Annotated in this window: 15 protein-coding genes; all 15 read left to right on the forward strand. The window is 74.3% G+C overall.

Annotation, left to right across the window (positions count from 1 at the left end):
- The first annotated feature begins 40 nt into the window (after nucleotides 1–40).
- The 15 genes from uvrC to ACO229_RS05980 all read left to right on the forward strand — a co-directional run bounded on the left by uvrC (nucleotide 41) and on the right by ACO229_RS05980 (nucleotide 17,838).
- On the forward strand, nucleotides 41–2,020 hold the full coding sequence (uvrC, locus tag ACO229_RS05910) for an excinuclease ABC subunit UvrC (protein ID WP_397415935.1): 1,980 nt from the start codon (nucleotides 41–43) through the stop codon (nucleotides 2,018–2,020).
- A gap of 19 nt (nucleotides 2,021–2,039) precedes the next feature.
- On the forward strand, nucleotides 2,040–2,978 hold the full coding sequence (gene rapZ / locus ACO229_RS05915; RefSeq protein ID WP_397433899.1) for an RNase adapter RapZ: 939 nt from the start codon (nucleotides 2,040–2,042) through the stop codon (nucleotides 2,976–2,978).
- Nucleotides 2,975–3,985, forward strand: coding sequence for a gluconeogenesis factor YvcK family protein (locus ACO229_RS05920; protein WP_397415930.1), 1,011 nt, complete (start codon nucleotides 2,975–2,977; stop codon nucleotides 3,983–3,985). Before rapZ ends, ACO229_RS05920 begins: the two co-directional genes overlap by 4 nt.
- A gap of 397 nt (nucleotides 3,986–4,382) precedes the next feature.
- Nucleotides 4,383–6,173 (forward strand): ABC transporter substrate-binding protein, encoded by a 1,791-nt coding sequence (locus ACO229_RS05925; protein WP_423464112.1) that lies wholly within the window; start codon nucleotides 4,383–4,385, stop codon nucleotides 6,171–6,173.
- Nucleotides 6,173–7,141 (forward strand): ABC transporter permease, encoded by a 969-nt coding sequence (locus ACO229_RS05930; RefSeq protein WP_423464113.1) that lies wholly within the window; start codon nucleotides 6,173–6,175, stop codon nucleotides 7,139–7,141. The genes ACO229_RS05925 and ACO229_RS05930 overlap by 1 nt, the downstream gene beginning before the upstream one ends.
- Entirely contained in the window at nucleotides 7,141–7,977 is an 837-nt protein-coding gene (locus tag ACO229_RS05935; protein WP_423464114.1) for an ABC transporter permease, read from the forward strand. The genes ACO229_RS05930 and ACO229_RS05935 overlap by 1 nt, the downstream gene beginning before the upstream one ends.
- Nucleotides 7,974–9,752 (forward strand): dipeptide ABC transporter ATP-binding protein, encoded by a 1,779-nt coding sequence (locus ACO229_RS05940; protein WP_423464115.1) that lies wholly within the window; start codon nucleotides 7,974–7,976, stop codon nucleotides 9,750–9,752. The genes ACO229_RS05935 and ACO229_RS05940 overlap by 4 nt, the downstream gene beginning before the upstream one ends.
- A 1-nt stretch (nucleotide 9,753) precedes the next feature.
- Nucleotides 9,754–10,626, forward strand: coding sequence for a DUF1684 domain-containing protein (locus tag ACO229_RS05945; protein ID WP_423464116.1), 873 nt, complete (start codon nucleotides 9,754–9,756; stop codon nucleotides 10,624–10,626).
- Nucleotides 10,623–11,261 (forward strand): GNAT family N-acetyltransferase, encoded by a 639-nt coding sequence (locus ACO229_RS05950; RefSeq protein WP_423464117.1) that lies wholly within the window; start codon nucleotides 10,623–10,625, stop codon nucleotides 11,259–11,261. The genes ACO229_RS05945 and ACO229_RS05950 overlap by 4 nt, the downstream gene beginning before the upstream one ends.
- The gene (locus tag ACO229_RS05955) at nucleotides 11,258–12,355 is read left to right on the forward strand and encodes an amino acid ABC transporter permease (RefSeq protein WP_423464118.1); all 1,098 of its coding nucleotides are present in this window, start codon (nucleotides 11,258–11,260) and stop codon (nucleotides 12,353–12,355) included. Before ACO229_RS05950 ends, ACO229_RS05955 begins: the two co-directional genes overlap by 4 nt.
- Nucleotides 12,352–13,116, forward strand: coding sequence for an amino acid ABC transporter ATP-binding protein (locus ACO229_RS05960; RefSeq protein ID WP_397415912.1), 765 nt, complete (start codon nucleotides 12,352–12,354; stop codon nucleotides 13,114–13,116). Before ACO229_RS05955 ends, ACO229_RS05960 begins: the two co-directional genes overlap by 4 nt.
- A gap of 65 nt (nucleotides 13,117–13,181) precedes the next feature.
- A complete protein-coding gene (locus ACO229_RS05965) occupies nucleotides 13,182–14,192 on the forward strand; it encodes an ABC transporter substrate-binding protein (protein WP_423464119.1) in 1,011 nt (336 codons plus the stop codon).
- Between the two features lie 5 nt (nucleotides 14,193–14,197).
- On the forward strand, nucleotides 14,198–15,454 hold the full coding sequence (locus ACO229_RS05970) for an LLM class flavin-dependent oxidoreductase (protein WP_423464120.1): 1,257 nt from the start codon (nucleotides 14,198–14,200) through the stop codon (nucleotides 15,452–15,454).
- Nucleotides 15,455–15,511: 57 nt separating this feature from the next.
- The gene (locus ACO229_RS05975) at nucleotides 15,512–16,630 is read left to right on the forward strand and encodes an LLM class flavin-dependent oxidoreductase (protein ID WP_423464121.1); all 1,119 of its coding nucleotides are present in this window, start codon (nucleotides 15,512–15,514) and stop codon (nucleotides 16,628–16,630) included.
- Nucleotides 16,630–17,838, forward strand: coding sequence for an LLM class flavin-dependent oxidoreductase (locus ACO229_RS05980; RefSeq protein WP_423464122.1), 1,209 nt, complete (start codon nucleotides 16,630–16,632; stop codon nucleotides 17,836–17,838). Before ACO229_RS05975 ends, ACO229_RS05980 begins: the two co-directional genes overlap by 1 nt.
- Nucleotides 17,839–17,844 lie beyond the last annotated feature (6 nt).

Here is a 17,844-nt window from a genome sequence, read left to right on the forward strand (position 1 = left end):
GGGGCGCCGTCGTGTCAGTGGCAGCGCATAGGTTGGTGCCATGGCGGATCCAGCAACCTACAGGCCCAAGGCGGGAGAGGTCCCGACGTCGCCCGGTGTCTACCGGTTCCGCGACGAGCACGGCCGCGTCATCTACGTGGGCAAGGCGAAGAACCTGCGCCAGCGCCTGGCGAACTACTTCCAGGACGTGGCGCACCTGCACGAGCGCACGCAGCGGATGGTGACCACCGCGGCGTCGGTCGAGTGGACGGTCGTGGGCACCGAGGTCGAGGCGCTCGCGCTGGAGTTCACCTGGATCCAGCAGTACGACCCGCGGTTCAACGTGAAGTACCGCGACGACAAGTCCTACCCGTACCTCGCCGTGACGCTGGGCGAGGAGGTCCCGCGGGCCCAGGTCATGCGCGGCGCCAAGCGCAAGGGCACCCGCTACTTCGGCCCCTACGGGCACGCCTGGGCCATCCGCGAGACCCTGGACCTGCTGCTGCGGGTGTTCCCGATCCGTACCTGCTCGGCCGGCGTCTACAAGCGGGCGGGCCAGTCGGGCCGGCCGTGCCTGCTCGGGTACATCGACAAGTGCTCGGCACCCTGCGTGGGGCGGATCAGCGTCGAGGACCACCGCGCGCTCGTGCTGGACTTCTGCGACTTCATGGCGGGCGACACGGCCAAGTTCGAGCGCCGGCTGACCAAGCGCATGCAGGAGGCCGCGGCCGAGATGGAGTACGAGCAGGCCGCCCGCCTGCGCGACGACATCGAGGCCCTGCGCCGCGCCACGGAGAAGAACGCGGTGGTGCTCGGCGACGCCACCGATGCCGACGTGTTCGCGCTGGTGGGCGACGAGCTGGAGGCCGCGGTCCAGGTGTTCCACGTGCGCGGCGGGCGCATCCGCGGCCAGCGCGGCTGGGTGGTCGAGAAGGTCGAGGACATCAGCGACGGCGAGCTCGTGGAGCACCTGCTGCAGCAGGTGTACGGCTCGGCGGAGGAGGCGAGCGGCGCGGAGGCCCGCGACGCGGTGCCCCGCGAGGTCCTCGTCCCCGTGCTGCCCCCCGACCTGGACCAGGTGGGTGCCTGGCTCAGCGGCCTGCGCGGCGCCCGCGTGGACGTCCGGGTGCCCCAGCGCGGCGACAAGCGGGAGCTGGCCGAGACGGTCCGCAAGAACGCGGAGCACGCGCTGATGCTCCACCGCACGCGCCGCGCGGGCGACCTGACTACTCGAAGCCAGGCGCTGCGCGAGATCCAGGAGGCGCTGGACCTCGAGTCGGCGCCCCTGCGCATCGAGTGCTACGACATCTCGCACACCCAGGGCACCTACCAGTCCGCTTCGATGGTCGTCTTCGAGGACGGCCTGCCGCGCAAGAGCGAGTACCGCTCGTTCAGCATCCGCGGCTCGGACGGCGACGGTGCACGCGACGACACGCAGGCCATGCACGAGGTGATCACCCGCCGGTTCCGTCGCTACCTCGCCGACCGCCTCAAGGCGAACGACGTCGAGATCTCCGCGGGCGACCTGCCCGCCGGGGAGGACCCGGCGGGCGCGCTGCCCGGTGGTGAGGTGGCACCCGACGCACCCCAGGAGAAGGCGCGGTTCGCCTACCCGCCCAGCCTCGTGGTGGTCGACGGCGGCCCGCCCCAGGTCGCCGCCGCGAAGCAGGCGATGGAGGAGCTCGGCATCACCGACGTCGCGCTGTGCGGCCTGGCCAAGCGGCTGGAGGAGGTGTGGGTGCCGGGGGAGGAGTACCCCGTCATCCTCCAGCGGTCCAGCGAGGGCCTGTACCTGCTGCAGCGCGTCCGCGACGAGGCGCACCGGTTCGCGATCACCCAGCACCGCCGTCGGCGCAGCAAGGGCATGACCGCCTCGGTGCTCGACGACGTCCCGGGCCTCGGGCCGGCCCGCAAGAAGGTGCTGCTGTCCCACTTCGGCTCCCTCAAGCGGTTGCGGGCCGCGAGCGTCGAGGAGATCGCCAGCGTGCGGGGCATGGGAGCCACCACGGCCGCGGCCGTCGTGGCCGCCCTGAAGGCCTGACGCTGGCATGCTTGGAGCCATGAGCAACACCGAGCCGTCGCCCACCACGGCACCCGAGGGGATCGCCGCCGTCGAGGCCGCCACGCACAGCCCCGAGCGCAGCGACCCGCAGGTGCTCGTGATCACCGGGATGTCCGGCGCGGGCCGGTCCCGGGCCGCGGCCGTGCTGGAGGACCTCGACTGGTACGTGGTCGACAACCTGCCGCCCATGATGCTCGTGCCCCTGGTCGACCTCATGGCCAAGGGGTCCAGCATCGAGCGGGTGGCCGTCGTCGTGGACGTGCGTGGACGGGAGTTCTTCTCCGAGCTGGACAAGGTGCTCGTGCACATGACGGAGGCCGGCGTCGCGTACCGGATACTCTTCCTCGACGCGAGCGACGAGGTGCTCGTGCGCCGGTTCGAGCAGGTGCGCCGCCCGCACCCGCTCCAGGGTGACGGCCGCATCCTGGACGGCATCGCCGAGGAGCGGTCCGTCGTGGCGACCCTGGCCGAGCGCGCCGACCTGCGTATCGACACCTCCGACCTGTCCGTGCACGACCTCGCGCGGGAGATCCGCGCCTGGCTCGCCCACGACGCGGTCGAGCAGCTGCGCATCAACGTCATCTCGTTCGGGTTCAAGTACGGCATCCCCCTGGACGCGGACCACGTGGTGGACGTACGGTTCCTGGCCAACCCCTACTGGATCACCGAGCTGCGCCACCTGACCGGGCGTGACCAGCCAGTACGCGACTACGTGCTCGCCCGGCCGGGGGCCGTCGAGTTCATCGACCGGTACGTCGACGCCCTGGCGCCGGTGCTCGCCGGCTATCTCAACGAGGAGAAGCGCTACGTGACCATCGCCGTCGGGTGCACGGGCGGGAAGCACCGGTCCGTCGCCATCTCCGAGGCCATCGCCGAGCGGCTGCGTGCCCGCGGGCAGCTCGTCTCCGTCTCGGCACGCGACCTGGGCCGCGAATGATCCCGCACGCGCCGGGAGCGCCCGACGTGCCCGCCCCGGAGTGGAGCAAGAACCCGTCGGTGGTCGCCCTCGGCGGCGGGCACGGCCTGTCCGCCAGCCTGTCCGCGCTGCGGCTCATGTCGGACCGCCTCACGGCCGTCGTGACGGTGGCCGACGACGGCGGGTCGTCCGGCCGGCTGCGCGACGAGCTGGACGTGCTGCCCCCGGGCGACCTGCGGATGGCGCTCGCAGCGCTGTGCGACGACTCCGAGTGGGGTCGCACCTGGAGCGCGATGCTGCAGCACCGCTTCTCGTCGTCGGGCGAGCTGGACAACCACGCGATGGGCAACCTGCTGATCGTGGCGCTGTGGGAGCTGCTCGGCGACCCGGTGGAGGGCCTCGACTGGGTCGGCCGCCTGCTGGGTGCGCGGGGGCGGGTGCTGCCGATGGCGTCGGTGCCGCTCGTGGTCGAGGCGGACGTCCGGCACGCCGCCGAGCCCGGGGAGCCGGAGCGTCCGCTGGAGACGGTCGTCGGGCAGAGCCGGGTCGCCGTGACCGAGGGGCGCATCGAGCAGCTCCGGCTCCTGCCCGCCGACCCGCCCGCCTCCCCGGAGGCCGTGCAGGCCGTGCTCGACGCCGACTGGGTGGTCCTGGGGCCGGGCTCCTGGTACTCGTCGGTGCTGGTGCACCTGCTGGTCCCGGCGCTCGCCGACGCCCTGCACGCCACGAAGGCGCGCCGCTGCGTGACGCTCAACCTGTCCGCGGAGAACGGTGAGACCGAGGGCCTGACCGCCGTGGACCACCTGGAGGCGCTGCACAAGCACGCGCCCGGCCTGCGGATCGACGCGGTGCTGGCCGACCCGTCCGCCGTCGAGGACGTGGCGGCCCTGGAGGCCGCCGCCGCGTCCATGGGTGCCCGCGTCATCATGCGGCAGGTGCGCCGCGGTGACGACACGGCCCGGCACGACGGCCTGCGCCTGGCCGCCGCCTACCGGGACGTGTTCGAGGGCGTCTACGGCGACGTCTGACCAGCGCACGACGCCGTTCGCCACCGCGATGTCCGCGATGCGAGACCGCTCCTGGACACCGTTGACATGCCCGGAGGGCGGCCGTAACTTCCCGCGCACCGAAACCCGATCAGTCTGATCGGATTTCCGGACCGGAGGGAGACCGGCATGGCACGAGCGATGAACGGCACGGTGCGGACCACGCACGCCCGCTCCCTGTGTCGCGTCCCGCGGTGGTGTCCAGCCGGTCGCTGACCGCACCCGCCCGACCTCCGGCCCTGCGCTGCTGCTCCTGCCTCGCCCGGGCCCGCGCCCCACCACCCGCTCCACCGCACCTCGCCCCCCGCGTCACCCCGGTGACGGACCTTCGTGCACCCTCGCGCAGGTCCGCCTCGCCGTGCCCCGAGAGGACACCCACATGGCCCCGCACCACTCTCACCACCTGAGCCGGCGGCCCGCCGCTCGCCGGCCCGCCCCGACGTCCGCCGTCCGGCAGCCCGCCGCGACGTCACAGGCCGGCGCCGACCGCGCCGTCGCCGGATCCCCTGGCAGTCACGGCGCGCCGCGCCAGGCACCGCAAGGGTCCACCGGACGCCGTCGTGTCGCACCGGTCGTGACGACGGCCCTGGTCACCGGTCTCGTCCTGACCGGCTGCGCCGGACCGGGCGAGGCCGGAGCCGGCGGCACGACACCCGCGGACCCGACGCCGGGCGGCACGCTCCGGTTCGCGCTCGGCGCCGCACCGCAGGGTGTGGACCCGCAGCAGGTGGGTTCCAACGTGAGCATCTACGTGGCGCGCCAGCTCGCCGACTCGCTGACCGACCAGGACCCCGCCACGGGTGAGATCGAGCCGTGGCTGGCCGAGAGCTGGGACGTCAGCGACGACCTGACGCACTTCACGTTCCACCTGCGCGACGGCGTGACGTTCTCGGACGGCAGCGCGCTGGACTCCGCGGACGTCCGGGCGAGCTTCGATGCGATCGCGGGCGACCTCGGGGCCACCGCACCGCTCGCGGCGAGCTACCTGGCGGGCTACGAGCGGACCGAGGCGCCCGACGACCGCACCGCCACCGTCGTCTTCGACGCACCCAACGCGCAGTTCCTGCAGGCCACGTCGACGGTGTCGCTCGCGATCCTGGCCGAGGAGACCGCGCGGGCGGACCCGGCCGAGCGCCTCCAGGGCGACGTCGTCGGCTCCGGGCCCTTCGTGCTGGAGAGCTACACGCAGGACAAGGGCGCGGTGCTGACCAGGCGCGACGGCTACGACTGGGCCCCTGAGCCGGCCGCGCACGCGGGCGAGGCGTACCTGGACCGCATCGAGTTCTCCGTGGTGCCGGAGTCCGGGGTGCGGGCCGGGGGACTCGCGTCCGACCAGTTCGACGCCGTCGGCGACGTGCTGCCGCAGGACGTGCCGCAGGTCGAGGGCTCGGGCGGCGCCGTGCTGACCCGCGCCAACCCGGGCGTGCCGTTCGTGCTGCAGCCCAACCTCACCCGCCCGCCGCTCGACGACGTCGAGGTGCGCCGCGCGCTCCTGCCCGCCATCGACCGGCAGGAGCTGGTCGACACCGTGCTGTCCGACGCGTTCGAGCCGGCCACCGGCATCCTCGCGTCCACGACGCCCGGGTACGCCGACCTGTCGGACCAGCTCGCCTTCGACCCCGAGGAGGCCGGGCGGATCCTGGACGACGCAGGCTGGGTGCCCGGCGAGGACGGCATCCGCGTCAAGGACGGCACGCCCCTGCAGATCGAGGTGACGTACACCCCCGTGTTCACCGGCAGCGGGCCGGTGCTGGAGCTCGTCGCCCAGCAGCTCCGCGCCGTCGGCGTGGACCTCACGTTGCGCCAGCTCACGGCCGCCGAGCAGACCACCGCCCAGGACTCCGGCGACTACGACCTCTACTACTACAACGTCACCCGGGCCGACGCCGACATCCTGCGCACCCAGTTCTCCACCGCCCAGCGGAACCTGAGCCTGCGCGAGCCGGACGACGTCGTCGACCCGCTGCTGGACGAACAGCTCGGGGAGGCCGACCCCGGCGCCCGCGACGACCTGGTCGCGGACGCCCAGCGGGCGATCCTCGACGAGGGTCTCGCAGTGCCGCTGTTCGAGCTGGCCCAGTCGATCGGGGTGCGCGGAGACGTGCACGGCGTCACCTTCGACGCCTCGTCCCGGCTGCTGTTCCACGACGCGTGGATCGAGCAGGAGTGATGCTCGTCCACGTCCTGCGGCGGCTCGGCGGCGCAGCCGCGGTGCTCTGGGCCGCCTTCACGGTCTCCTACCTGATCCTGTACCTGCTGCCCAGCGACCCGGTGGCGATCATGCTCGACCAGGGCGCCGGGGGAGAGCGCGTGGACCCCGTCAGGGTGGCCGAGCTGCGCGCACGCCACGGGTTCGACCAGGGGCCGGTCCAGCAGTACCTCACGCTGCTCGGCCGCACCCTGACCGGCGACCTCGGCACGTCGATCAGCAGCGGCGCCCCCGTGGCCGGCCTCATCGCCGACGCGTTCCCGGAGACGGCGAAGCTCGCGGGCCTGGCACTCGTGCTCGGCCTGGCGGGCGGCGTCGGGATCGCGACGCTCGCGTCGTGGACCCGGGCCACCTGGCTGCGCGACCTGCTGCTGGCGCTGCCGCCGCTCGGGGTCGCCGTGCCGGGGTTCTGGGTCGGCCTCGTGCTGCTCCACCTGTTCTCGTTCACCTGGTTCCTGTTCCCGGCGGTCGGCAACGAAGGATTCGCCTCGCTGGTGCTGCCGGCAGTCACGCTCGCCGTCGGGCTCTCCGCCGTCGTCGCCCAGGTGCTGTCGCAAGGGCTGCGCGAGGCGTGGCGCGCACCCTACGTGGAGACCGTGTTCGCCAAGGGGGCCGGACGAGGCCGGGTGCTCGGTGCGCACGTGGCGCGCAACGGCTCCCTGCCCACCGTGACGGTGCTGGGCGTGCTGGTCGGCAACCTGCTCGGCGGCACCGTGGTGGTCGAGACGGTGTTCTCGCGCCAGGGCTTCGGCCGGCTGGTCGAGAACGCGGTGACCACGCAGGACATCCCCGTCGTCCAGGGGCTCGTGGTCGTCGCCGCCGCGGTGTTCGTGGGCACGAGCCTCCTGGTGGACCTCGTCCACCCGCTGCTGGACCCGCGGGTGCTGACCGGCGCCCGGCCCGCGGGCCCCGGACCCGGAGGTGCGTGATGAGCCCCGCACAGACCCGTGCCCTGCCCCGGGCCCTCGCCCGCCCCGTCACCCTGGGTGCGCTCGCCGTGGTCGTCCTGGTGCTGCTCTGGGCGGTCGCCCCCGGCCTGTTCACCGGCCACGACCCGGTCACCGGGGTCCCCGCCGACAAGCTGCTCGCTCCCGGTGCCGGCCACTGGTTCGGCACGGACCACCTCGGCCGTGACCTGTTCGCGCGGACCGTGCACGGCACGAGCCTGTCCGTGCGCGCCGCGCTCCTCGCCATCGGCGTCGCGCTCGTGGCCGGGTCCGCCGCCGGGCTGGTCGCCGGCTTCGCGGGCGGTCCCGTCGACGAGGCGCTCATGCGCGCCACGGACGTGCTGCTGGCGATCCCCGGGCTGCTGCTGTCGCTCGCCGTGGTGACCGCGCTCGGCTTCGGCACCGTCAAGGTCGCGGTGGCCGTGGGCGTCGCGTCCGTGGCGACGTTCGCGCGCGTCATGCGCAGCCAGGTGCTCCGCGTGCGGCACGCCACCTACGTCGAGGCGGCGCGGCTGGCCGGCGCGAGCCGCGCCGCCGTCGTGCTGCGGCACGTGCTGCCCAACTCCGCCGGGCCCGTGCTGGCGCTCGCGGCGGTCGAGCTGGGTGCGGTGCTCCTGGCGGTGTCGGCCCTGAGCTTCCTCGGGTACGGGGCCACGCCGCCCACGCCCGAGTGGGGCTCGCTCGTGGCCGAGGGGCGCGACTACCTGGCCGTCGCCTGGTGGTACTCGACGCTGCCCGGCCTGGTCATCGCCCTGTTCGTGCTCGCCGTGGGCGTGCTCGGCCGGGTGCTCGCCCGCGACGGAAGGACGGACCGATGACATCGACGATGAGCGCCTCCACGGCCGGCGGGCTGTCCACGGACGACCGGCTGACGGAGGCCCGGCCCGCCGCCGCGCCGTCGGGCAGCCTGCTGCGCGTGCGCGGGCTGCGGGTCGCCTACGGCGAGGGTGAGGTCGTGCACGGCGTGGACCTCGACGTGCGTGCGGGTGAGGTGGTCGCCCTGGTGGGCGAGTCGGGCAGCGGCAAGTCGACCACGGCGCACGCCCTGATCGGCCTGCTGCCCGACGGCGGCCGCGTCACGGCCGGTCAGGTGCACCTCGCCGCGCCGCAGGCCGGGCCGGGCCCGCGCGCGACCGCCGGGGTGACGCTCACCGACCTGCTGCCGGACGCGTGGCGGCGCGTGCGGGGCGTGCGCGTGGGCCTCGTGCCGCAGGACCCGGGTGCCGCGCTGGACCCGGTGGTGCGGGTGGGCGAGCAGGTCGCGGAGGCCGTCGTGGTGCACGGGACCCCGCGCCGGGCGGCGCGCCGGCGAGCGGTCGAGATCCTGCGCGAGGTCGGGCTCGACCGCCCGGCCGCGCGGGCACGGCAGTACCCGCACCAGCTCTCCGGCGGCATGCGGCAGCGCGTCCTGGTGGGTATCGCGACGGCGTGCGAGCCGCAGCTCGTGATCGCCGACGAGCCGACGTCGGCGCTTGACGTGACCGTCCAGCGTCGCGTGCTCGACCTGCTCGCCGACCTCACGTCCCGCACCGGTACCGCGGTGCTGCTCATCACCCACGACCTGGCCGTGGCCGCCGACCGCGCGGACCGGGTGGTGGTGCTCAAGGAGGGGCGCGTGGTGGAGGAGGGACCGGCCGCGCGCGTGCTGGGCGCACCGGAGCACCCGTACACCCGCGAGCTGGTGGCCGCCGTGCCCGGCTGGAACCCGGCGCCCAGAAATACTGTGCCAAGCGCGTCCGCGCCGAACCCGGGCCACGTGCCGGACGGTCACCCCGTCGCCCCAGGTGACGCAGTCCGCCCCGACGACCCGTCGCCCGTGCTCCTGGAGGTCCGTGGGCTGGTCAAGGAGTTCCGCCTCGGCCGGCGGGAACGCCTGCGCGCCGTCGACGACGTGTCGTTCGTCGTGCCCCGCGGCTCCGCGTTCGCGCTGGTGGGGGAGTCAGGGTCGGGCAAGTCGACCACGGCACGGCTCGTGCTCGGCCTGGAGCGGCCCGACGCGGGCGCGGTCGAGCTCGACGGAGTCCCGGTGGGCACCGGCCGCGCCACCCGGCGGCGCACGCAGCTGGTGCACCAGGACCCGTACTCGTCGCTCGACCCGCGGTTCACGGTGTCCGCCGTGGTCGACGAACCGCTGCGGGCGCACCGGGTGGGCGACCGGGCCGAGCGCCGGGACCGTGTCGCGCACCTCCTGGAGCAGGTGCACCTGTCGCCCGACCTGGCCGGACGCCGGCCCGCCGAGCTGTCGGGCGGGCAGCGGCAGCGGGTGGCGATCGCCCGCGCGCTGGCGCTCGACCCGGAGCTGCTCGTGCTCGACGAGCCGACGTCGGCGCTCGACGTCTCCGTGCAGGCGCGGGTTCTGGAGCTGCTGGCCCGCCTCCGCGCGGAGCGTGGCCTGACCTACCTGTTCATCTCGCACGACCTGGCCGTGGTGCGGCAGGTCGCCGACCACGTCGGCGTGCTGAGCGCCGGGCGGCTGGTGGAGCACGGGCCCGTCGGTCGCGTCCTCGATCACCCCGCCCACCCGTACACCGCCGACCTGATCGCGGCGATCCCCGGTGCCGGCCGCGGCCGGCACCCCCAGCGGAAGGACTGACATGACCGATCCCCGGAGCACGACGATCGCCACCGACCTCACCGGCCCCGCCGCCCCGCCGGACCTGTCGGCGGCCGAGCGCGAGCACGCCGCGTGGCGCGCCGCTCGCGAGCGGAAGCTGCGCGAGCCCCACGGGTGGTTGAGCCCGGTCGCCCTGCTGTGGCCGACGTCGACGCCGCGCCCCCTGCCCGGCCTGCCGGGCGAATGGTGGGTCGCGGACGGCAGGCTGTTCACCCGGCCCACGGCCGGTGACTCGAGCGCGCTGGTGGGCGACCTGGTGCGCTACGGCGCCCCGACGTCGGTCGCCGTGGCCGAGGGACGTTCCCTGGTGCTCGGCACCTATCTGCCCGAGGGCCGGTCCGGCGCGGACGGTGAGCAGGAGGTGGCCGTCGAGGTGGTGCGCCGCACGGGCCGGTACGGCCTGCGCCTGCGCGATCCCCAGGCCCCCACCCGTACCGGGTTCTCGGGCGTGCCCGCGTTCGCGTACGACCCGGCCTGGGTGCTGGACGTGCCGGTGCGGTGGTTCGACCGGGCCGTGAGCCTGACGGTCGGCGCGGCACAGCCCCGCCTCGTGCACCACGTCGAGGCCGTCGGCGAGGTGGAGATCGCGCACGACCACCTGCTGCTGCTGACCGGAACCCTCGCGCAGCCCCGGCTGCTGTTCACCGACGAGACGGACGGTGTGGCGCCGTGGCGGGTCCTCCGGGCCGGGGTGCCCGGCGAGGAGCCGGCGGCGTCGGACACGCTGCGCCTCGACCTGAACCGGGCGACCGCTCTGCCGTTCGCGTTCACCGGCTTCGGCACGTGCCCCGCCCCTGCGGCGGGCAACCACCTGCCGTTCGCCGTGCCGGCGGGCGAGAAGGCACCCCGATGACCACCCTGCCCCCGACGGCGACCACCGCGCCCCGGCCGCCCGGCCGCGGCCCGGTGGCGGAGGTGCGTGACGTGCACCTGTCGGACCCGCTGGTCGAACCGCTGCTGGCCGGGCTCTCGGCCGAGTACCGCGCCCGCTACCACGATCTCCTGACCGAGGAGCAGCACCGGGCGGAGATGGCGCACTACGCCGCCGCCGAGTTCGCCCCGCCGGTCGGGTCGCTGGTGCTCCTGCTGGAGGACGGCGAGCCGGTGGCGGGCGGCGCGTTCCGGCGTCGGCTGGAGCCCGAGCTGGGGGAGGACGCGCGCCTGGAGCGGCCGGGTACCCGCGACGCGGGCGGCGTCCCCGTGGTCCCGACGGCGGAGCTCAAGCGGATCTGGACGCACGCGGCGCACCGGCGGCGCGGGCTGGCGCGGCGGGTGCTGGGCGAGCTGGAGGCACGGGCCCGCGACCTGGGCTACCCACGGTTGTACCTGACCACGGGTCCGCGCCAGCCGGAGGCCGCCGCCCTGTACCGGTCCGCCGGGTACCGGCCGCTCACGGCGGCCGCGGCGGGCGAGCCGGTCGCCGCGCCGGACCTGGCGGGCGACGTGCCGTTCGGTCCGCTCCCGTTCGAGAAGTGGCTCACGGCATGAGCGCGGAGCTGGCCGAGGGTGAGTCGCGCCTCCTGTACCCGCCGCCGGGGCTCCCACCGGGTGCGGGCGGCCCGGCGGCGGCGGGCACCCCGGACGAGGACCTGCGCGTGGTGGGGGCCCGGCACCCGGGTCGCTGGGTCGCCACGGCCGTGGTCGGCGTGCTGCTGGCCATGGTGGTCTCGTCCCTGGTCACGAACGACCGCTGGGAGTGGGACGTCGTGGCCCGCTACCTCACGTGGCCCTCGATCCTGGAGGGTGCGTGGGCCACGGTACGGCTCACGGTGACGGCGTCGGTCGTGGGCTTCGCGCTCGGCACGGTGCTGGCCCTGATGCGGCTGTCCCGCTCGCCGCTGCTGCAGGCCGTGTCGTGGGCGTACACGTGGGTGTTCCGGTCGGTGCCGCTGCTGCTGCAGCTCCTGCTCTGGTACAACCTCGCGTACCTGTACCCGGTGCTGAGCCTGGGCATCCCGTTCGGACCGGAGTTCCTGTTCTTCGACACGCTCGACCTGATCGACAAGTTCTGGGCCGCGATCCTGGGCCTCGGCCTGTCGCAGGCGGCGTACAGCGCGGAGATCGTCCGCGCCGGCATCCTCGGCGTCGACCAGGGGCAGCACGAGGCCGCCGCCTCCCTGGGCCTGCCGCGGCACCGCCAGGTGCGGCGCATCATCCTGCCGCAGGCCATGCGGTCCATCGTGCCGACGGCCGTGAACGAGGTGATCGGCCTGCTCAAGGGCACCTCGATCGTGTACGTGCTGGCGTACGGCGAGCTGTTCTACATCGTGAGCGTCATCTACGGCCGCAACGGCCGGGTGGTGCCGCTCCTGATCGTCGCCGCGATCTGGTACCTCGCGCTGACCACGCTCATCACGGTGGTCCAGTACTACGTCGAGCGGCACTACGCCAAGGGCGCGCTGCGCACCCTGCCGCCCACGCCGGTCCAGCGCGTGCGCTGGGAGCTCCAGGTCGGCTTCTCGCGCCTCACCGGCGCCCCCGTGCCCGACGGCGTCCCGCCCGCCCTGGCCGCGCGCGTCCGGGTCGGCCGGTGGGTCGCGCCGCGCACCACACCCACCGGACCGAAGGGAGGTGCCGCATGACCGGGGGGCTGCTGGAGATCCGGGGCGTGCACAAGTCGTACGGCCTGCTGGAGGCGCTGCGCGGCGTGGACCTGACGGTCCGGCCGGGCGAGGTCGCCGCCATCATCGGCCCGTCCGGGTCGGGCAAGTCGACGCTGCTGCGTGCGATCAACCACCTGGAGAAGGTGGACCGCGGGTTCGTGTCCCTGGACGGTGAGCTCATCGGGTACGCCCGGCGCGGCAGCACCCTGCGCGAGCTCACCGAGCGGGAGATCCTGCGGCGGCGCACCCGCATCGGGTTCGTCTTCCAGAACTTCAACCTCTTCCCGCACCTCACCGTGCTGGAGAACGTCGTCGAGGCGCCGATCTTCGCCCAGGGCCGGCCCCGCGCCGAGGCCGAGGCGGAGGCGCGCGAGCTGCTCGCCCGGGTCGGGCTGGCCGACCGGGCCGGGGACCGCCCCCGGCAGCTCTCCGGCGGCCAGCAGCAGCGCGTCGCCATCGCCCGTGCGCTCGCCCTGCGGCCCGCCGTCGTCCTGTTCGACGAGCCGACGTCTGCCCTGGACCCCGAGCTCGTGGGCGAGGTGCTCGGCGTCATCAAGGAGCTGGCCGGCACCGGCACCACGCTCGTCGTCGTCACCCACGAGGTCGGGTTCGCCCGCGAGATCGCGGACACCGTCGTCTTCATGGACGAGGGCGTCGTGGTCGAGCAGGGGCCGCCCGCCGACGTGCTCGACCACCCCGCCAACGACCGCACCAGGGCCTTCCTGGAGAAGGTCCTGTGACCCTCGACCGCTGCCTGAACCCCGCCCCGACCCTCGCTCCGACCCCCGCCCCGAAGGGAACCACCGTGACCGTCTCCCGACGCGCCACCCGCCGCCTGCTCGCGCTGACCGCCGTGCCGCTGCTCGCCCTGACCGCCGCCTGCTCGGCGGCCAGCACCGAGCGCCCCGAGACAGAGGAGTCCGCGGGCCTCGCCGGGAACGCACCCGAGTCCGCCGGTCTTCAGGTCAGCACCAGCCCCGACCAGGACCGCGTCCGCAGCACCGAGTCCGCCGACGCCGTGGCCCTGCTGCCCGACGAGTGGGCCGACAAGGACGAGATCACCGTCGCCGTCAGCGGCAGCGGCGCCCCGCCGCTCGTCTTCCTCGCCGACGACGACAAGACGCCGATCGGCCACGAGACCGACATCGCCCAGCTCGTCGCCGACGCCCTCGGCAAGGACCTGAACCTGGAGGTCAAGGCCTGGGCCGACTGGCCGCTCGCCCTCCAGTCCGGCGACGTCGACGCCGTCATCTCCAACGTCACCGTCACCGAGGAGCGCAAGGAGACCATCGACTTCTCGAGCTACCGCGTCGACGAGCTCGGCTGGCTCACCGCCGCCGACTCCGACCTGGTCATCGACTCCCGCGAGGACATCGCCGGCAAGATCGTCGGCGTCGGCTCCGGGACCAACCAGGAGAAGATCCTGCTCGAGTGGGACCGCCTCAACCAGGCCGACGGCCTGGAGCCCATCCAGGGCCCCGAGTACTACGAGCAGCTTTCCGACGTGCTGCTTGCCCTCCAGTCCGGCCGCGTCGAGGCCTACGTGGGCCCCAACGCGTCGCTCGCCTACCAGGCCGCCGTCTCCCCGGAGGACTTCAAGGTGGTCGGCACCCTGAACGGCGGCTGGCCCGACACCGCGCAGATCGCGGTGGCCACCAAGAAGGGCGCGGACGCCGCCGACGCGGTCACCGCCGCCCTCAACCACGCCATCGAGGACGGCTCCTACCAGCAGGTGCTGGAGCGCTGGGGCCTCGAGGTCGAGGCCGTGGACCGCGCCGAGACCAACCCGCCCGGCCTGCCCAAGACGGAGGAGTGAGCCCCATGACCGAAGCCATCCGCGTGCCCCTGTCCGTGCTCGACCTCGCCCTGGTCGCCGACGGCTCCACCGGCGCCGCGGCGATCCAGCGGGCCGTGGCGCTCGCGGTCGACCTCGACGCCCTCGGCTACCGGCGCGTCTGGTACGCCGAGCACCACCTCGCGCCCGGCGTCGCCTCCGCGGCGCCCGCCGTGCTCGCGGCCGCCGTCGCAGCCCGCACCGCGCGCATCCGTGTCGGCTCCGGGGCCGTGCTGCTGTCCACGACGTCGCCCCTGATCGCCGCCGAGCAGTTCGGCACCATCGCCGCCCTGCACCCCGGCCGGGTCGACCTGGGCCTGGGCCGCGCGTTCACCGTCCCCCGGCCGGCCCCGGCCGCGACCGGGGGAGACGAACGTGGGAACAGTCGTGCCAAGGCGGCCCAGAACCCGATCAAGTCCACGTTCGACGACGGGCGGGCAGCGGCGAGCGCCGGCGCCGTACCGCGGCTCGTGGACGGGCTGTACGTGCCGCCCGCGCCGCCGAACGGGTTCAACGACCCTGCGCTGCGCGAGCGGATCCTCGCCCAGCAGGAGGTGATCGGTGCACAGCGCGAGCCGGCCGGCTTCCGCGAGGAGGTCGAGCTCGTGCTCGACGTCCAGCGCGGCACCTACCGCGACCGCAGCGGCGGCGCGTACACGAGCCCGCCCGTCGAGGGGGCCCAGTTCGACCTCTGGCTCCTCGCGTCCAGCGGCGGCGAGAGCGCCCGCGTCGCAGGCGGGCTCGGCCTGCCGCTCGCGGCCAACTTCCACGTCAGCCCCGCCACCGTGCTGGACACCGTGGCGGCCTACCGGGAGGCGTTCCGGCCCGGTGTGCTCGCCGAGCCGTACGTGATCGTGTCGGCCGACGTCCTCGTCGCGCAGACCCTCGAACGCGCCCGCGTCCTGGCCGAGCCGTTCGCCGACTGGGTGCTGTCCATCCGCCGCGGCGAGCGCGGCGCCATCGCCTACCCGTCGCCGTCCGCCGCGACCGCCTGGACCGACCGGCCCGACGCCGAGCGTGCCCTCGTGGCCGACCGCGTGGACACCCGGATCGTCGGCGACCCGGACACCGTCGTCGAACGCCTGGAGACGCTCGTGCGCGTCACTGGCGCCGACGAGCTGCTGGTCACCACCGCCACCCACGACCCCGCCGAGACCCGCCGCTCGTTCGAGCTGCTGGCGCGGGCCTGGGGGACCGGTGAGCGGACCGCGACGAGCCCCGGCCGGGTGGCCAGCGGCGTCTGAACCCGGCCCGCCCCGCCGTCCGACAACCCCGCACGCCCCGAAGCGAAGGAGAACCCCATGCCCGTCGAGTTCCTCGGCATCGCCGCCACCAGTGACGCCTCCGAGACCACCGCCCGCACCACCGCGCCCTTCGACCCCGGCTACCTGGTCCGCATCGCGCGCGCCCACCGGGACAACGGCTGGACCCGCATCCTGTTCGCCTATGGCTCCTCCGGGCCCGAGCCGGCGGCGCTCGCGGCCCACGTCGCCGCGCACGTGCCGGACATCGAGCTGCTGCTCGCGCACCGGCCCAACGTCTCCTACCCGACGTACGCCGCGAAGACGTTCGCGACCCTGGACCAGCTCTCGGGCGGGCGGCTGTCGGTGCACTTCATCTCGGGCGGCAACGACCACGAGCAGGGCCGCGAGGGCGACACCCTGACGAAGGACCAGCGGTACGCTCGCACCCGCGAGTACATCCAGATCGTCAAGCGGGCCTGGAACAGCACCGAGCCGTTCGACCACCACGGCGAGTTCTACGACCTCGACGACTTCGTGCTCGACGTGAAGCCGGTCGAGGGCCACGTGCCGACCATCTCCTTCGGCGGCTCCTCCGACGCCGCCTACCCGGTCGGCGCCGCGGAGGCCGACATCTACGCGGTGTGGGGCGAGCCGCTGGACCGCACCGCGGAGCAGATCGCCCGGGTGCACGCCGAGGCCACCGCGGCGGGCCGGGCGACGCCGCCGCGCATCCACGCCGCGTTCCGGCCGATCATCGCTCCGACGGAGGAGCTGGCCTGGGAGAAGGCGCACCGGGTGCTCGACCGCATCGAGGCGCGCAAGGCGGCCCAGGGCGGTGTGCTGAGCCGGCGGCACCCGATCGACAAGCCCGAGAACGCGGGCTCGCAGCGGCTGCTGGAGATCGCCGCCCAGGGTGAGCGGTTCGACACGGCGCTGTGGACCGCCACCGCGAAGGCGACCGGCGGCGCCGGGAACTCGAACGCCCTGGTCGGCACGCCCGAGCAGGTGGCGCAGGCGCTGCTCGCGTACTACGACCTGGGCGTGCGGGTGATCTCCGCGCGCGGCTACGACCTGCTGGACGACGCGATCGACTTCGGCCGCTACGTCATCCCCCTGGTCAAGGAGGGCGTGGCGGAGCGTGACCGCGCCGCGGCGGCGCAGGCGGCGGCGGCCTGATGCGCTTCCAGGTCCTGGACATCGCGTTCAACCCGCCCCACCCCGTCACCGGCCGCGAGGTGCCGCCCGCCGACCGGCTGAACCGGATCGTGGACACCGCGGTGCTCGCGGAGGAGCTCGGGTTCGACTCGTTCGCGGTGGGGGAGCGGCACGCCGGCCCGGTGCTGTCCTCGGCCCCGACGGTGCTGCTGGGCGCCATCGCGGCCCGCACGTCCCGCATCCTGCTCTCCACGGGCGTCACGGTGCTGTCCCTGCACGACCCGATCCGGCTCGCCGAGGACCTGGCCACCATCGACCAGCTCAGCCGCGGCCGCCTGGAGATCGTCATCGGCAAGGGCAACGAGGACCTGCAGTACCCGCTGCTCGGCCTGGACATCGCCAAGCAGTACGAGTACCTGCGGGAGAACTACGAGCTGCTGCGGCTGCTGCTCTCCGCCGAGGACGTCACCTGGGAGGGGCGGCACCGGCACCGGCTGGAGCACGCGACCACCCTCCCGCGCCCGTTCGCGGGGCCGTTCCGCATCTGGCACGGCTCGGCGACGTCGCAGTTCGCCGTCGACCTGGCCGCCGAGCACGGCGACCCGATCGTCAGCGCGAACGCCCTGCAACCCCGGGAGAACTACGCCGTGCTCATCGACCGGTACCGGGAGCGGTACACGGCCGCTGGGCACGACCCGGCCTACGGGTTCGTGGGCGCGGGCTCCGGCGGGCTGTTCCTGGCCGACACCACGGAGGCGGCCATCGAGCAGTACCGGCCGATCTACGAGGGCCAGGTGCGCCAGCAGGACCAGCGGAGGCACGCGCCGGGCGCCGTCGGCAAGGTGACGAGCTTCCGCACGCTCCAGGACGCCGTCGACCGCGGGCCCGCGCTCGTGGGCTCGCCCGAGCGGGTGGCCGAGAAGATCCTCGACTACCACGCGTCGTTCGGGCACGTCCTGCAGTCCGTGTCCGTGAACCACCTGCTGGAACCGGCCCGGCAGGAGGACGTGCTGCGCCGGTTCGCGGCCGAGGTGGTCCCCGTGGTCCGTGCCGAGGTCGGCACGGAGCTGTGGGGTCCGCGGGACGCGCGGCGCGCCGCCGGGTTCACGGCCGCGCACGGCACGGGGCCGCTCGCCGACGTCGGTCCGGGCGTGGACGGCCCCGAACGGCGACACGCCGGGACAATTGCCCCGAGTTTCCGCGATTCCACCCCGTCAGCCCGGCGGTGACCATGG

Source organism: Promicromonospora sp. MS192 (assembly GCF_049532985.1).
Taxonomy (GTDB): Bacteria; Actinomycetota; Actinomycetes; order Actinomycetales; family Cellulomonadaceae; genus Promicromonospora.

Excerpts from the sequence above, each read along its gene's own strand:
- ACO229_RS05975 (WP_423464121.1), top strand. The coding sequence starts at position 15,512 with ATGCCCGTCGAGTTCCTCGGCATCGCCGCCACCAGTGACGCCTCCGAG.
- ACO229_RS05920 (WP_397415930.1), top strand. The coding sequence starts at position 2,975 with ATGATCCCGCACGCGCCGGGAGCGCCCGACGTGCCCGCCCCGGAGTGG.
- ACO229_RS05950 (WP_423464117.1), top strand. The coding sequence starts at position 10,623 with ATGACCACCCTGCCCCCGACGGCGACCACCGCGCCCCGGCCGCCCGGC.
- ACO229_RS05940 (WP_423464115.1), top strand. The coding sequence starts at position 7,974 with ATGACATCGACGATGAGCGCCTCCACGGCCGGCGGGCTGTCCACGGAC.
- ACO229_RS05960 (WP_397415912.1), top strand. The coding sequence starts at position 12,352 with ATGACCGGGGGGCTGCTGGAGATCCGGGGCGTGCACAAGTCGTACGGC.
- ACO229_RS05970 (WP_423464120.1), top strand. The coding sequence starts at position 14,198 with ATGACCGAAGCCATCCGCGTGCCCCTGTCCGTGCTCGACCTCGCCCTG.
- ACO229_RS05930 (WP_423464113.1), top strand. The coding sequence starts at position 6,173 with ATGCTCGTCCACGTCCTGCGGCGGCTCGGCGGCGCAGCCGCGGTGCTC.
- ACO229_RS05935 (WP_423464114.1), top strand. The coding sequence starts at position 7,141 with ATGAGCCCCGCACAGACCCGTGCCCTGCCCCGGGCCCTCGCCCGCCCC.
- ACO229_RS05945 (WP_423464116.1), top strand. The coding sequence starts at position 9,754 with ATGACCGATCCCCGGAGCACGACGATCGCCACCGACCTCACCGGCCCC.
- ACO229_RS05925 (WP_423464112.1), top strand. The coding sequence starts at position 4,383 with ATGGCCCCGCACCACTCTCACCACCTGAGCCGGCGGCCCGCCGCTCGC.
- rapZ (WP_397433899.1), top strand. The coding sequence starts at position 2,040 with ATGAGCAACACCGAGCCGTCGCCCACCACGGCACCCGAGGGGATCGCC.
- ACO229_RS05955 (WP_423464118.1), top strand. The coding sequence starts at position 11,258 with ATGAGCGCGGAGCTGGCCGAGGGTGAGTCGCGCCTCCTGTACCCGCCG.
- ACO229_RS05980 (WP_423464122.1), top strand. The coding sequence starts at position 16,630 with ATGCGCTTCCAGGTCCTGGACATCGCGTTCAACCCGCCCCACCCCGTC.
- uvrC (WP_397415935.1), top strand. The coding sequence starts at position 41 with ATGGCGGATCCAGCAACCTACAGGCCCAAGGCGGGAGAGGTCCCGACG.